13 protein-coding genes are annotated in these 14,761 nt (G+C 61.4%); 2 read left to right on the forward strand and 11 right to left on the reverse strand.

From position 1 onward, the window contains the following. Positions 1-9: 9 nt before the first annotated feature. From J0M27_RS13325 to J0M27_RS13360, 8 genes are all read right to left on the reverse strand, one after another. Positions 10-1,659, reverse strand: a complete 1,650-nt coding sequence (locus J0M27_RS13325) for an efflux RND transporter periplasmic adaptor subunit (RefSeq protein ID WP_294992444.1) — start codon at positions 1,657-1,659, stop codon at positions 10-12. Next, on the reverse strand, positions 1,656-2,918 hold the full coding sequence (locus J0M27_RS13330; protein WP_294992447.1) for a TolC family protein: 1,263 nt from the start codon (positions 2,916-2,918) through the stop codon (positions 1,656-1,658). The genes J0M27_RS13325 and J0M27_RS13330 overlap by 4 nt, the downstream gene beginning before the upstream one ends. Positions 2,919-3,588: 670 nt before the next feature. Then, positions 3,589-4,026 (reverse strand): DUF411 domain-containing protein, encoded by a 438-nt coding sequence (locus tag J0M27_RS13335; RefSeq protein WP_294992450.1) that lies wholly within the window; start codon positions 4,024-4,026, stop codon positions 3,589-3,591. 148 nt (positions 4,027-4,174) lie between these two features. After that, positions 4,175-4,642, reverse strand: coding sequence for a hypothetical protein (locus tag J0M27_RS13340; RefSeq protein ID WP_294992453.1), 468 nt, complete (start codon positions 4,640-4,642; stop codon positions 4,175-4,177). A 31-nt stretch (positions 4,643-4,673) separates the two neighbouring features. Beyond that, complete coding sequence (locus tag J0M27_RS13345; RefSeq protein ID WP_294992456.1) at positions 4,674-7,778, reverse strand: efflux RND transporter permease subunit; 3,105 nt, start codon at positions 7,776-7,778, stop codon at positions 4,674-4,676. Position 7,779: 1 nt separating this feature from the next. Next, the gene (locus J0M27_RS13350; RefSeq protein ID WP_294992459.1) at positions 7,780-8,922 is read right to left on the reverse strand and encodes an HlyD family efflux transporter periplasmic adaptor subunit; all 1,143 of its coding nucleotides are present in this window, start codon (positions 8,920-8,922) and stop codon (positions 7,780-7,782) included. A gap of 2 nt (positions 8,923-8,924) precedes the next feature. Next, positions 8,925-9,464, reverse strand: coding sequence for a hypothetical protein (locus J0M27_RS13355; protein WP_294992463.1), 540 nt, complete (start codon positions 9,462-9,464; stop codon positions 8,925-8,927). Beyond that, on the reverse strand, positions 9,461-10,684 hold the full coding sequence (locus J0M27_RS13360) for a TolC family protein (RefSeq protein WP_294992466.1): 1,224 nt from the start codon (positions 10,682-10,684) through the stop codon (positions 9,461-9,463). The genes J0M27_RS13355 and J0M27_RS13360 overlap by 4 nt, the downstream gene beginning before the upstream one ends. A 228-nt stretch (positions 10,685-10,912) precedes the next feature. On the opposite strand from J0M27_RS13360, the gene J0M27_RS13365 reads away from it, so the two are divergent. Continuing rightward, on the forward strand, positions 10,913-11,596 hold the full coding sequence (locus J0M27_RS13365) for a heavy metal response regulator transcription factor (RefSeq protein WP_294992468.1): 684 nt from the start codon (positions 10,913-10,915) through the stop codon (positions 11,594-11,596). Next, positions 11,587-13,020 carry a heavy metal sensor histidine kinase gene (locus tag J0M27_RS13370; protein ID WP_294992471.1) on the forward strand — a complete coding sequence of 478 codons (1,434 nt, stop codon included), beginning with the start codon at positions 11,587-11,589 and terminating at the stop codon, positions 13,018-13,020. Before J0M27_RS13365 ends, J0M27_RS13370 begins: the two co-directional genes overlap by 10 nt. A gap of 386 nt (positions 13,021-13,406) precedes the next feature. Here the strand turns inward: J0M27_RS13370 and J0M27_RS13375 are convergent, their stop codons facing one another. From J0M27_RS13375 to J0M27_RS13385, 3 genes are read right to left on the reverse strand one after another with little or no spacing between them, the layout of a single operon-like run. After that, positions 13,407-13,646: a sulfurtransferase TusA family protein gene (locus J0M27_RS13375; RefSeq protein WP_294992473.1), complete on the reverse strand. Its 240-nt coding sequence runs from the start codon at positions 13,644-13,646 to the stop codon at positions 13,407-13,409. Positions 13,647-13,657: 11 nt separating this feature from the next. Continuing rightward, on the reverse strand, positions 13,658-14,074 hold the full coding sequence (locus J0M27_RS13380) for a DsrE family protein (RefSeq protein ID WP_294992475.1): 417 nt from the start codon (positions 14,072-14,074) through the stop codon (positions 13,658-13,660). A gap of 60 nt (positions 14,075-14,134) precedes the next feature. Beyond that, entirely contained in the window at positions 14,135-14,725 is a 591-nt protein-coding gene (locus J0M27_RS13385) for a TetR/AcrR family transcriptional regulator (protein WP_294992478.1), read from the reverse strand. Between the last annotated feature and the right edge of the window lie 36 nt (positions 14,726-14,761).

Here is a 14,761-nt window from a genome sequence, read left to right on the forward strand (position 1 = left end):
TTCCCCGCTTCAGTGGCCGGAATGGGCCGAGGGACGCGACGCGCCCGTGCCTTCGAGCTTGACGATCACCCACTCACCGGGTTTGCGCTCGACGAATGTGAAGGCGACCGTCGCACCGGGCTTGAGCGTGCCGATCAGTGCGGAATTGGCGAGCACGAAGTCCATCGTCATCGCCGGCCACTTGAGGCTGTCCACCGGGCCGTGGGCGATGGATACCGTCCCCACCTTGGCGTCGATGGCGTCGAGCTTGCCTTCCGCCTGGTGGCTGGAACCCTTGGCGACAGGCGCCGTCTGCTTTGCCTCGGCCCCCGCGCCAGCAGGTGCCTTGGCTGACGCCTCACCTTCCGCCTTAGGCGCCGCGCCGTGTGCCGAATGTCCGAAGCCGCCGACTGCCGCCTTCAGATTGCTTTCCGCATCGATCAGGAAGTTGGCGGCCACCACCACCGGCTCACCGTCCTTGACGCCCTCGATGACCTCAACATAGGTGTCGCTGCGCGCGCCGAGCTTGACCTCGCGCGGCTCGAAGCGACCTTCCCCGGCCTGGATCAGCACAATGCGGCGGGTGCCGCTGTCGATGACGGCCGAGATGGGCACCGTGACAACGGCCCCTTTCACCGCGACGGCGACTTCCATCTGGGCGTACATCCCGGGCTTGAGCAATTGCCCTGGATTGGCGAGTTCCACGCGGACCGGAATGGTGCGAGTCTCGGCTGTCAGCGTCGGATAGACGTAGGTGACGGTGCCTTTGAACACCTTTTCCGGGTAGGCATTGATTTTCACCGTGGCACCAGCGCCGACTTTCACCAGTCCGATGTCCTGCTCGAAGACGTCGGCGACAACCCACACGGCCGACAGATCGGCGACTTGGTACAGGGCTTCGCCCGGCATGAAGCGCATGCCTTGCAGGGCTTTTTTCTCGGTGACGATGCCACTCACCGGCGACCGGAAGCTCAGGGTGCGCTTGGTCTCGCCAGACTTGGCCAGCGCCTTGAGCTGCTCTTCGGAGATGTCCCAGTTCTTGAGGCGCATCAGGCTCGACGCCGCCAATTGCCGCATGCCGGCCTGGGCTTCGCTGCCGGCTTCGTTGAGGGAATCGACGCCTTGGGCGGCGATGACGTATTCGCGCTGGGCCGATACGAGTTCGGGACTATAGACCTCGAACAGGGCCTGCCCCTTGGCTACCGGCTGGCCAGTGGCATTGACGTGCAGGCGTTCGACATAACCCTCGAACTTGGGCGAGATGGCATAGGTGCGGCGCTCGTCCGGCTCGACGCGGCCGGCAGCGCGGACGAGCTTGTCCAGTGCGCGCAGACTGGCGACCTCGGTTCTGACCCCGAGTTTCTGTATCTTCTCGGTGCTGATCCTGATCTGGTTGGCGGGCGTTGGTTCTTCTTCCTGTGCGCCTTCGTAGACCGGTACGTAATCCATGCCCATCGGGTCTTTCTTTGGCGTCGGCGAGGTGTCGGGAAGCCCCATCGGGTTGCGGTAGTAGAGCAGCTTGGGCTCCTTCCTGGCGCCGACAGGGGCGACAGCTGTCGACTGCGCGGCGGGAGCGGCGCCATGCTCGCCACCGCTTTTGCGCGCTCCGATCCAGTAGCCACCGCCCGCTGCCATTGCCGCCACCGCGACGGCGACCACCATTCCCGTTCCCTGTTTCATAGATCTTCCCCGATGAGTCGTTCGATGTCCGCCAGGCGCGCCTGCTGCTCAGCCTGCGCCTTGATGACGTCCTGCTTCGCCTTGCGAATCTGCCGTTGCGCGTCGAGCAAGGTGGCGAAATCCACCTTCCCGGTTTCATACCCGGCGAGCGCCGCGCGAAAGGTGAGTTCGGCCTGCGGCAACAGGCTGGATTGCGCCAGCGTTTCCACGCGCCGTGCGGCGTTGATGCCGGCCAGGTTTTCGGAAAGATCGGCCAGCAATTGGTTGGCGGTCGCCTCCTTGCGGGCGCGGCTGGCCTCGATCATTTTCTCGGCTTCACGTTCCTGGCTGCGACGGCTTTCCTGTTGCAGTGGTATGTTCAGCTCGAACATCAGTTCCCACATGTTCACGCGGTTGCGCGTCTGGATCGGCGAAATGCCGAGAGTGAAATCGGGGTAGCGGTTGCGATAGGTCAGGTCGCGGTTCTTTTCCGCCGCGCGAATCCGCGCGTCATCGGCAAAGAGGTTTGGATTCCTGCCGCGCAGGCGATCTTCCAGCGTCACATAGTCGAGCCTGGCGACTGCTGGAATCGGCCGCAGACGTTCCGGGACGGCCAGTGCGGACTGGGCCGGGCGCGCCAGCAGCCCATTGAGGCGGGAACGCGCATGGTGGCTTTCGGTCTCCATCTGGATCAGCTCGCTTCTCATCGCGGTGCGTTCCACCTGGACACGGATCGCGTCTTGTTGCGGCACCAGGCCACCGGCGTAGCGCGCCTGGGTGATCCCCTCGATGCGATCGATCAGATCGATGACTTCCTTCGTCAGGGTGACCAGCTTCGCCGCAGCGAAATACTGGGCATAGGTGGCCTTGATGCGCGCCGCCTGTTCGGTCCAGGTGATACCGGCTTTACCCTGCGCCACATCGGCCTCAGCCTCGGCCGCATCGCGCTTGAGATCGCGCTTGCCCCAGAAAGGCAGCGGCTGGGTCAGCGTGTATTTGGTACTGCCTACACGGCTTGGCAGCAGGTTGAAGCTGGTGCCGGACTCGGCGCCGAAGTTGGTAACGTTCTGCAGCTCGGTGCGCAGCATCGGGTCGGGCAAGGCTCCGGCCGGATAGACGCGCTCGCGAGCGGCTTCAGCTTCCAGACGCATGGCGGCATATTCCGGATTGCGCGCCTTGGCATAGTCGAGCAGGCTTTCAACGCTGGTGCCCAGCGCCGCTTCCTGCGCCCGTGCGGGTGTCGCCTCAGCAAAAGCCAGCAACAGTATCAGTGCCAACACGAAGGGTGTTCCGTGCCTACGGACTCCCAGGGGAAAATGTAAATGGTTCATGGATGACTTGTCCAAACTTGAAAGGCGATTCCTCATTTGCCGGGCCGTCGTGGCCTTTTCTTTCGAGCCACGCTCGATCCTGACGCTGGATTTTTATTGACGTGTCTTTTGCTGCAAAGATAGACAATGAATGCTGCAATCCCCGCCGCAACCAATCCCCAGAGCAGCATGTATTCGAGGAAGGCAGGCGGCGCAGTTTCGATGCGGCGGACGGGCATCCTAGTGGGTGTTCTCTCTGGGCGCCGGCTCGGACTCCGCTTCGCTTCGGGCTTGAGACGGCTCGGATTGATCTGTCGGCGGTATGGGTTGCGTGCCTGCAGTGGCAAGGTGACTTTGCTCCGCGTGTGACGTGTGCCCCCTGTTTTCCTCACGTGCTCCATGACTGTCCCCCATCGCATGATGATTTCCCGTCATCATGGGCAACATGAGCAACATCATTGGGCCAAACGCATGAGCAGACCCTGTCAATAGGCCAAGCACTGCGAACACCACCACCAGGTTAAATTTCAAGGAGTGCATGTTATTTATCCTCCCTGAGCTGGGTGAGCGGAAGCGCGCTGTTCGGCGTCCCGATCAAGACGGCTGTAGCGACAGCATTCACGATGTTCTCCGGTCTGTCTTAGTGCTGAGCAAAGACCTGCGTCGTGCCGTCGGTTCTTACCAAGAGGGTTTGGTAGGGAACAGGCGTGGCGCTTTCCATGCCAGGTGAGCCGGGAGGCATGGAGGGCACGGCCAGACCCAGAGCCCTGGGCTTTTCCTTTAGCAGTCGCTGGATGTCGGCGGCGGGTACGTGTCCCTCGACGACATAGCCGCCGATCTTCGCGGTATGGCAGGATCCCAGTCGATCGGGCATCCCCAGTTTCTTTCTAGACGCCGTGACATCTTCGACGTCGTGGGTATTGACCTGAAATCCGTTCTGGCGCAAATGCTCGACCCATTTCCCACAGCAACCGCAGTACGGGCTCTTGAACACCTCGACCGCAGCCGGGGATTGCGCCCAAACATGCGCTGAACCAAGCGCGGCAATGAGCAGTAGAGAATGAAGACGAAGTTTCATGGCGAAGTTCCCTGGTTAGGCGGATGGGCACAGTCTGCCCGGCCCACTCCGACAGGAAGCTGACCGACAAATTACATTTCTGTAATCTTCCACACGGTTGCAGAAAGACGTGTAGATGAGGCTGCGACCAAGGAACTTCGTACAAAAGTCAGTGCTTATGATCCGTATGCCCGTCCTTCACCACGGCCAGCGGCGAAGTCAGCGGTGTAAAGCGCGCCTGCTCGGCGGGCTTGCCCGAGAGGGTGATAGCAACCACCACCTTCATGTCCGACGTCGAGGCATACTTGCCGACGCCCTTGAGGCGGTTGTCACCATCGGGAACCAGCTTGACGCTGGCTTTCTGCTTGCCGGAGAGGATGGTCGCCGTGCCGCCAGCGCCGACTGTCGGAATCTTGGCACCGGCGTGGTCGGTGACGTATACGATGACCGGGTTGTCCTTGGTTTCCTTGCTGTCCTTGGCTACCACTAATTCGAAGTGATAAGCCCCCGCCATCCGCAGTTGCCCACCATTGGGCGCCTTCTGGGTATCCAGGACTTCATCGCTGTGGGCAAGCAGGCTTGAACTCGCCAAACAGAAGACGCTGGCAGCGGCTATCAAACGCAAGGCTCTCTTCATGGGAAACTCCTTTGTGGTGGGTGGGGGGGGATTAGAAACTTTCACGTTCTTTGGCGGCAAGCAGGCGATCCAGCGCGGGCTTTCCCCACAGCCAGAACATCAGCGGCGTGAGCAGCGTATCGAGCAGCGTCGAACTGATCAGGCCGCCGAAGATCACCACCGCCACCGGATGCAGCACCTCCTTGCCCGGGGCGTCGGCCGAGAGCAGCAGCGGTAGCAGGGCAAATGCCGCGACCAATGCGGTCATCAGTACCGGCGTCAGGCGCTCCAGCGAGCCGCGCACGATCATGTGCTGACCGAAGATCTCGCCTTCGAAGGCGCACAGGTTGATGTAATGGCTGATCTTGAGGATGCCGTTACGCGTGGCGATGCCGGTCAGGGTGATGAAGCCGACCAGCGCCGCGACCGACAGCGGCTGCCCCGAAATCCACAGTGCGATCACGCTGCCGATCAGTGCCAGCGGAATGTTGCCCATGATGATCAGGGTCAGTGCCGTCGAGCGGTAACGACTGTAGAGCACCATGAAAATCATGGTCAGCGACACGGCGGCAAGCAGGGTGATCAGCCGCGCGGCCTGCTCCTGGGCCTGGAACTGGCCTTCCAGCGCCGTGAAATAGCCTTCCGGCAGCGGTTTTGAGGCCAGTTCGACGCGGATGTCGGCGATCACCTTGGACATGTCGCGGCCGTCGGTATTGGCCGAGAGCACGATGCGCCGACGCGAATTCTCGCGGCTGACCTGGTTCGGGCCGTCGCTTTCCTCGACGCTGGCGATTTTCGATAGCGGCACGTAGCCATTAGGGGTTTCGATCAGCAAGTCGGCCAGTGCCTGTGGGCTGCGCGCACTTTCCGGCAGGCGCACCAGCAGGTCGAAACGCCGGTTACCCTCGATGATCTGGGTAATTCGCTCGCCCTCGATCATCTGTTCCAGGCTGCGCAGCAGGTTGCCCGGGGCGACGCCGTAGCGCGCCGCCTGTTCGTAGTCGAGGCGGATCTTGACCTGCGGGATCAGCACCTGTTTCTCGATCTGCAGATCGGTCACGCCGGGAATTTTCGCCAGGCGCTCGCGCAGCTCGGCGGCCAGGCCGCGCAGCGTGTCGAGGTCGTCGCCGTAGATTTTTAGCGCGATCTGGGCGCGCACGCCGGACAGCAGGTGGTCGAGACGATGCGAAATCGGCTGGCCAACGTTGGAGGCCGCCGGCAGGCTCGCCAGGCGTTGCCGGATGTCGGCGATGATCTGCTCGCGGCTGCGGTCGGAGGCCTTGAGGTCGACATCCATCTCGGTGTAATGCACGCCTTCGGCATGTTCGTCGAGCTCGGCGCGACCGGTGCGGCGGCCGACCTTGGTCACCTCGGGCACCTGCGCCACCAGTTGTTCCGCCAGCGTGCCGATGCGGTTGGATTCGGCCAGCGAGGTGCCGGGGTTGAGCAGCACGTTGACCGTCAGCGTGCCTTCGTTGAAGGGCGGCAGGAAGGAACGCGGGAAGAAGGGCACGCTCGCCGCGACGATCAGGACCAGCACCAGGGCGCCGGCCAGCAAGGCGCGTGCGTGTTTGAAGGACCAGTGCAGTAGCTTGGCGTCCCAGCGTTTTAGACGGATCACCAGCGGGCTGTCGCCGCCATGCAACTGTTTCATGCGCGGCAGCAGGTAATAGGCCATGACCGGCGTCAGCGTCACCGAAACGATCATGCTGGCCAGAATCGATACGATGTAGGCGATGCCCAGCGGCGTGAACAGGCGCCCCTCGATGCCGGGCAGGACGAATAGCGGCACGAACACCAGCACGATGATCACTGTGGCATAGACGATGGCCGAACGCACTTCCAGGGTCGCGGCGGCGATCACCTCGGCCACCGGGCGCGGCGTGGCCAATGCGCGATTCTGCTTCAGCCGCCGCAGCACGTTTTCAACGCCGACCACGGCGTCATCGACCAGCTCGCCGATGGCAATCGCCAGACCGCCCAGCGTCATGGTGTTGATCGACAGGCCGAAGTAGTGGAACACCAGCGCCGTGGCCAGCAGCGACACCGGAATCGCCATCAGCGAAATGATCGTGGTGCGCACATTGAGCAGGAACAGGAACAGGATCACCGCGACCAGGATCGCACCGTCGCGCAGGGCTTCCTCGACGTTGTTCACCGAGTGCTCGATGAAGTCGGCCTGCTTGAACAGGAAGGACGGTGCCTCGACGCCCTTGGGCAGGCTCTTGCCCAGTTCAGCGATAGCCTTTTCTACCTCGCGGGTCAGGGTCACACTGTCGGCCGACGGCTGCTTCTGCACCGACAGGATCACCGCCGGCTTGCCCTTGTAGCTGCCGTCGCCACGCTTGATCGCCGGCGCGAGTTTGACGTCGGCGAGCTGTTTGAGCAGGATGGGCTGACCGTTTTTCACCGCCACCACCAGGTTCTGCAAATCCTCGATGCGCGAGCTGCGACCGATCTGGCGAATCAGCCATTCGCGGCCCTGCACTTCGAGAAAGCCGCCACTGGTGTTGGCGCCGAAATCGCGCAGCGCAGACTCCAGCTTCTCGCGTTCAATGCCGAGGGCCTGGAGCTGGGCGGGCTTGAGCTCGACGCGGTACTGTCGCACCTCGCCGCCGATGGGAATTACCTGGGCGACGCCGGGAATTGTCAACAGGCGCGGTCTCACGACCCAGTCGGCATACTCGCGCACTGCCATCGGACTGACCTTGGCGGGATCGGCAGGAAGCGCGATCAGCAGAATCTCGCCCATGATCGAGGAGATCGGACCAAGCTGCGGCACGATGCCCGGAGGCAGTTGTTCGCGCACCAGGTTCAGGCGTTCGGCGACCTGCTGCCGGTTGCGGTAGATATCGGAGCCCCACTCGAATTCGACATACACGATCGACAGGCCGATGCCCGATACCGAGCGCACGCGCGTCACGCCGGGCATGCCGTTCATGCTCGATTCGACCGGGAAGGTGACCAGTTGCTCGACTTCTTCCGGTGCCATGCCGCCGGCTTCGGTCATCAGCGTTACAGTCGGCTTGTTCAGGTCGGGAAAGACATCGACCGGCATCTGCCGCAGCGTGATCGCGCCGTAGATGATCAATAGCAGCGAGACGCAGATGACGATCAATCGCTGCTTGAGTGCGGCGTGGATAATGAAATCGAACATCTCAGCGTACCTGGGACAACAGGCCGGCGCCTTCAACTACCACGCGGTCGCCGTCGCGCAGGCCATCGACGATGGCGACGTTGGCGGCATCAAGCGACTGATGGCGGACGCGCCGTACGACGAAGCGTTCAGCCTCGGCATGTACCCAGATCGCCATCTCGCCAGCGCCGACTTTGGTCAGCGCCGAGCGCGGCACCGCCGCGCCCTTGATTCCCTGTGCCGTGCGCACGATGACTTTCACCGGCTGACCCACCGCCACGGCAGGATTGATCGTGGCGATTTGAAACAAGAGTGGCAGTGCCTGCTCGCGCAACTGTCGGCCGGCGCCAACGAATTTGAGTTCCAGCGCAGTTTGTTCCACCAGTGCGCTGGCGGAGACAAGTGTTGCCGCGATGCCCGGATCGTAGGCCAACGCCTCCACCGCCAGGCGAGCGGGATCGACGATCTCGAACAAAATCTCTCTGGCGTCGACGATCTGCCCGGCCACCAAATGGTGCGAGGCGCTGATCACGCCCGCTGCAGGTGCCAGTAGCGGCTCTGCGGCATTGATGCTGGCGCCGACGAAGGCACGGCGCTTTTGCAGCGCGTCGCGCTCGATCTTTGCCGCTTCGATTTCCTTTTGCGGCACCGCGCCCTCAAGCTGCTCGAAGCGCCTGACGCGCCCATCGGCAATCGCCAGTTGTGCTTCCAGCTCGGCCAACTGCGCCTGCTGGTTGCCGCGCTCGATGGCGCCGCTGACCGGGCGCAGGTAGGCCAGGACCTCACCTTTGGCGACTCTTCTTCCGGGCACAGGCATGCCTTTGGGGCCGGGCATGACACTGCCCGCAAAGGTCGCCTGGACCCGACCACTCGTATTCGGGTCAGGAATCACCTTGCCGTTGATCTCGACCGTCGCGGCGAGATCGCCGATGCGGGCAGCACGGGTACGAATTTCGAGTTGGCGCTGCACCGCCTTGGGCACGAACAGGCTGCCGTCGGCCAGGCGTTGGAGCAGGCCCGACGCGCCTGGTGTCGCTCCGGCAGCGGTAGGCGTGGGTTTGGATGCTTTGTCCTGACTGTGATCCTCGTCGCCGTGGGCCAGCGCGACCGTGGTCACGCCAAGCAGCATTGCAACGACGAGGGATCGCATACGCGTGATTCGCATGTTCAGATTCCTTTGGATTTATGGCGGCGGCGCACGGCCAGCAGGGCTCCGGCGGCAAGCAGAAGAAGACCGGCGACGATCCATACGATCCGCTCGCTCCAGCCATGGACATGTTGCTCACCCGCCGCAGCCGGGGAAATATCCAGCGTTGCCGTCAATAGATCGGTGGTGTCGCCGGCCTCGATGGCGATGGTCAGCGGATGCCTGCCCGGGGACATGGCCGTCGCCACATCCATGGCATAGGTTCCGGGCGCTATCTCGCCGGCGACACCCTTCAGCCCCGCACCCTCGACCTCCACATTGGCCTTTGTTACCGGCTCGTTGCTGGCGAAGCGATCAAGATAAACCACCAGCTTCTTGCCTTCGATGGCTGCAATCACTTCGAAATCTTCAGTTGCCGCCGCTGCCCGCGGCGACAATGTGACGAGCGGAAGCGGTTCAGGAGCCGGAGCCGCGTGCGTATGGCCATCGCTGCTGTCGCCTCCAGCCCAGGCGGGAAAGGCGATGACAGCGGCCAACAATAATGCTCTCGCTTGCTTCACGGCAATACTCCCAGGGCTTGATTCAGACGCGATATGGCTGCGGCACGGGCCACGCGCTGGCGATCGAGAAAGGCTTCGGCGTCGTAGGCGGCGGCGCGGATGCGCAGCAGCGTTGCTAGATCGGATTCGCCGAGCGAAAAAGCCTTTTCGGCCAGGCGCAAGTTTTCGGCGGAGAGCAAGCGGCGCTCTTGTGCCATGATGAGCTGTCGCTCCGATGACGCGAGGGTACGCTCCGCCCGTTCCGCGTCAAGTTGGGTACGGGTTTGGGCGCGTATCATTTCGGCATCGGCCTGGTCGGCGTCGGCCTTTGCTGCCGAAGTTTCGCGGCGAACCAGAGGCCCCGAGGAGAACGGAATTTTCAGGCGTATGCCCACCGTGTTGGCGTAGGGCTCGGCGAAATCGCCGCGCTCGCGCACCACGCGCAGCGCCAGCTCCGGCGCCGCACGGCGCGATTCATCAGCGACTGTCACCCTGGCGCGGGCGCTGCGAGTGGCAGCGGCAGCAGCGACAATCGATGGGTGGGCATCGGGCATACTCATAAGCCCGCCTGAACGGCGTAGCGTTGTCGGCACTTCTTCGCCCACATCCTGAGGCGCTACCGTACCTGTCAGCGTTCGTAATGCCTGTTCCGCCTGCAGCAGCGCCGTCTCGGTTTCGGCCTGCTCGGCACTCGCGGCAAGTACCTCGGCTTGCGCCAGATTGGCGTCGATGCGGGACAATTCGCCGACCGTGTAGCGGCGCCGCACATCAGCTTCCAGTGCCTGCGCAGTTGCAAGGCGACGAATCGCCAGCGCGTTGACATTACGCGCCGCCGCCAGCGACCACCAAGCCTCGCGCAACTCGCCTGCCAGCCCCCAGCGCAAGGCGGCGCGTTTTGCCGCCGCTTCTTCGACGCGGCTCGCCGCCTCCGCCTCGCGCGCGGCCTTTTGTCCAGGAAGCCACAGCGGCGCTGCGAGCTCGACTTCCCACTCTTGCCTACCCAGATTGCGGTTGTAGCGGTCATTCAGGCTACCAATTGCGACCGACGGCGGTTCCGGCGTGAGACCGGTGGCAACTTCCTGCGCGGCTCGCGCCTCAGCCTCGCGGGCGTCCAGTCCTGCCGCCTGCGGATGCAGTCGCCAGGCTTGCTCCAGCGCACGAGCCAAACCGGTCGAGGCAGACGGGGTATCGGCGGCCAGCGTCGGCAGGGCAAGCAGTAGCCCAATAGCGCATACGGCCATCCCCCGTTTCCAGCGGATTGACGTCATTTCCATATTGGGCATTCAGCTGCGATCAATGGACGATTCATGTTGGGGTTCCATGGAATCTTTGTTTAGACTTCGAGTAAGGCGCATTCTGATTAGGTCATTCCGTCAATTGGCTGACGCCCGGATTACATTTATGTAATCTTTGAAGTCCATCGAATCCGTGCGCGCACAATCGCGCCATCAGCACTAGATGGAATCGCGATGAAAATACTTCTTGTCGAAGATGAGCGGAAAACCGGCGAGTACGTCAAACAGGGTCTGGTCGAGGCGGGTTTCGTCGTCGATCTGGCACTCGATGGCGTAGACGGTCTGCATCTGGGCGAAACCGGAGACTACGATCTGGCGATACTCGACGTGATGCTGCCCAAACTGGATGGCTGGCAGGTACTCGCCGGCATTCGCCGCGTCAAGCGTGAATTGCCAGTACTATTTCTCACGGCCCGCGACCAGGTTGCGGATCGCGTAAAGGGATTCGAGCAAGGCGCCGACGATTACCTGGTGAAGCCCTTTGCCTTTGCCGAATTGCTGGCCCGGGTGCGTTCCCTGTTGCGTCGAGGGAGTCGCAGCAAGGAACCAGAGCAGATGCGGGTGGCGGATCTGGAACTCGATTTGCTGCGCCGCCGGGTAACCCGTGGTGGCCATCGCATCGACCTGACGGCCAAGGAATTCGCATTGCTCGAACTGCTGCTGCGCCGGCAGGGTGAGGTTCTTCCGCGTTCGCTGATCGCATCGCAGGTATGGGACATGAATTTTGACAGTGACACCAACGTGATTGAAGTCGCAGTCAGGCGTCTTCGGGCAAAGATGGATGACGGATTCGAGCCTAAGCTCATCCGTACAGTGCGTGGTATGGGTTACGTGCTGGAGATGCCCGGATGCGATTGAGGGAGCAAAAGTCGATTACCTTTCGCCTGACACTGCTCTTCGCGTCCGCCTCGACAGTGGTTCTGCTGCTACTTGGATTCCTGATCGGCCGTTCGGTCGAGGAACATTTTGAAGAGCAGGACATGGAAGTACTCTCTGGCAAGTTGGAGCTTGCTCGGCATGCTCTTGAGAAAGTCCATACGAAAAAGGACCTGGACTCGCTTCCTCAACAGTTGGAGGACTCCTTGGTCGGACACCACGCGCTGGAGGTTCTCGTCGTAGCGCCGGACGGTCGAACTCTTTTTGCCACGACCGGTGCTGATTTTCCGCAAGGATTGCTTGACCGGCAGGTACTGGGTGTTCCCGCTCGCCCAACAGTCTGGAAATCAAAGCAGGGTAAACCTTTCCGAGGACTTGCCGCTCGGACGCAAACGGGCATCAGTGGCATCCCACCGGCTGTGGTTGCCGTGGCAACCGATATTACCCATCACGAGCACTTCATGAGTTCATTCCGAACCACCCTATGGTCCGTGGTGGTCCTGGCAGCTCTTCTGACGGGCTTACTTGGCTGGGCAGCCGTCCGGCGTGGGCTCGCGCCATTGCAGGCCATCAAACGTGAGGCTGCGGGGATTACTGCGCATCGCCTTGATGCCCGACTTCCTACCGACTCGATTCCAACCGAACTGGCGGATCTTGCCGAAACTCTCAACGAGATGCTTGCCCGTCTGGAGAGTTCCTTTCAGCGACTGTCTGACTTTTCTTCGGACTTGGCCCATGAGTTGCGCACCCCCGTCAGCAATTTGCTGACGCAGACGCAGGTGACGCTGTCGAAGGCCAGGACGGAGGACGAGTACCGCGACATTCTCGCCTCCAATGTGGAGGAATTCGAGCGTCTGTCGCGCATGATTGCTGACATGCTCTTCCTCGCCAAGTCGGAAAATGACTTGATCATCCCCAACCGCGAGCCGGTCGATCTGGCCGTTGAGGCTGAGGGATTGCTCGAGTATTACGGAGTTCTCGCCGAAGAGAAGCGCATCAGGTTGGAGCGCGCCGGAAGCGGCATCGTATGGGGAGATCGCCTGATGATCAGGCGCGCTATCAGCAATCTGCTATCCAATGCCGTTCGCCACACGCCGGATGGTGGCCGCGTCACCGTTCGAGTGGACGACAGCGATCATAGGGTGGCGAAGCTTGTGGTCGAGAATACCGGGGATACCATTCCAGCGGAGCACATGGGGCGACTGTTCGATCGGTTTTATCGCGTCGATACTTCCCGCCAGTATCTTGGCGAAGGCGCGGGGCTGGGTCTGGCGATTACGCGCTCGATTGCCCGCGCTCACGATGGAGAGATCCTGGGACGATCGGACCACGGGATCACGGCTTTCGAGCTGATTTTGCCCTTCGGCCCACCGAATTCGGGTGAGCTCGCGGATGGTGTAAAGTAAAACGAGGCCGGTGGTCCCGATACATGAGTACGCTGAAATGCGAATGCTTGTGAGTTTGCTTAAGTAGTCGTAATGATGGTGCCTAAGCGGCGGCCTCATCGCCCACGGGACGTAGGTCAATTAGGCCAGACGGAAAACGACTCCCGCCTGGCCTAACCTCCATACGAATTGACCTTGTCGTTGCCCGTCCGGTGCCAAATTATCTGTGCACCAATTCAGTCACGAGGGCGCAGCTGGTCTTTCTAGTCTGTTGGCAGTCGTCGCCATCGGGTGAATAGTCGAACGAGCATTGCCTAGACTGCAGCATCGTCCAGTCGTCGTCCGAATAGGCTTGGCGCGGCAGATTGGGCGGGAAGTATATGCAGCCAAAGCAAAGCTCCTGTGTCTCACCGGTTTTTTCGGACATGGTAGCGCAGCACACCGCCTTCTTCGGTCATCGACAGCAAGCTTTGGCCCATACGTTCGCACCATGACGGGATGTCCTTGCGGGTGCCGACGTCGGTGGCGATGATTTCAAGGACATCGCCAATTGCCAGAGCCTTGATGGCCTTGTTGGTTTCCACCATCGGCATCGGGCAGCATTTCCCAGTGGTGTCGAGGGTCGAAGTTACCTGCGTTTCGCTCATGGCGGGGCTCCTCAGAAGTATTGGTAGTGGTCTGCCTTGGCTGCCTTTTCGTTTAGGAACCAGGCGGCGCCGACGATACCTTCCGCTTCGGGGATCAGGTTGCCTTCATTCACCCCAAAGATGGCGCCCGCCAGGCTACATGCATAGAAGTTCACGCAGCCTGTTCCCTTGAGGGCCTTGATGATGTCGTAGACCTCGGGTGGCAGTCCCGCCTTGGCTACGCCTTCGCGCACCATCGCCTCCTCGGCGGCGTGCCGTCCGTCGATGCGGAGCGCGGCGGCACCCTCGGCCGTCAGTGCCTTGACGGCCCAATTGACGAACAGCATATCGACCTGGGTACCCTCCGAAGCGGTCAGATAAGCAAAAGCAAGCGGCGTCAGGATCTTGTCGTACGAGTCGTCGCGAACCACGATAGCCATGGATTTCATGTTGTGTCTCCTTAGAATGAATGTTCGTTCGAATTGAAGGTAAAAAAATACGGCCCGAGATCAGGCCGCCACACTACGCCAGGCACACTCCCAGACAGACTCCATCTTGTCGGGAAGCGGCTGGGCGAGAACACCATCGAGCCGTGCCGTGATGAGGCGAATGGCGCCTCCGAACAGGCACGACGTTGCAACCATTACATCGATTTTGCGAATTTCCCCCTGGGTTATTCCGTTCTTGACAAATTCCCGCATGGTTTCAAACGGCTTGGATGAACACACGGGACGCTCGGAAGGAAGAAACTCCCGATGCTTGGCGTAAAGCATGAAGTCCATCGCCTCGCGATTCGACTCCGTCAGTTCAAACAACATTGCCATTACTGCGTGACAACGATCATGGGCCGTTGCATGTCGTTGAGCGATTCGGCCCAGTTCCCCCTGCAGTCCCTCCATTAGACCCAAATAGAGCGCACGGGCGACGTCTTCCTTGTCTTTGAAGTAGTGATAGATCGAACCAACGCTGACCTGTGCCGCTCGGGCGATGTCGGGCACCGACGTGTTGAAGTAGCCCCGCTGGGTGAACAGAACCAGGGATGCGCCAAGAACCTTCTCTCTGATTTGTCCTGGTGGAACGTTCGTGGGTGTGCGAGGCATAACCTAATTCTTATATCGAATGAATGTTCATTTTAA

This window comes from Sulfuritalea sp. (assembly GCF_017302275.1).
GTDB lineage: Bacteria > Pseudomonadota > Gammaproteobacteria > Burkholderiales > Rhodocyclaceae > Sulfuritalea.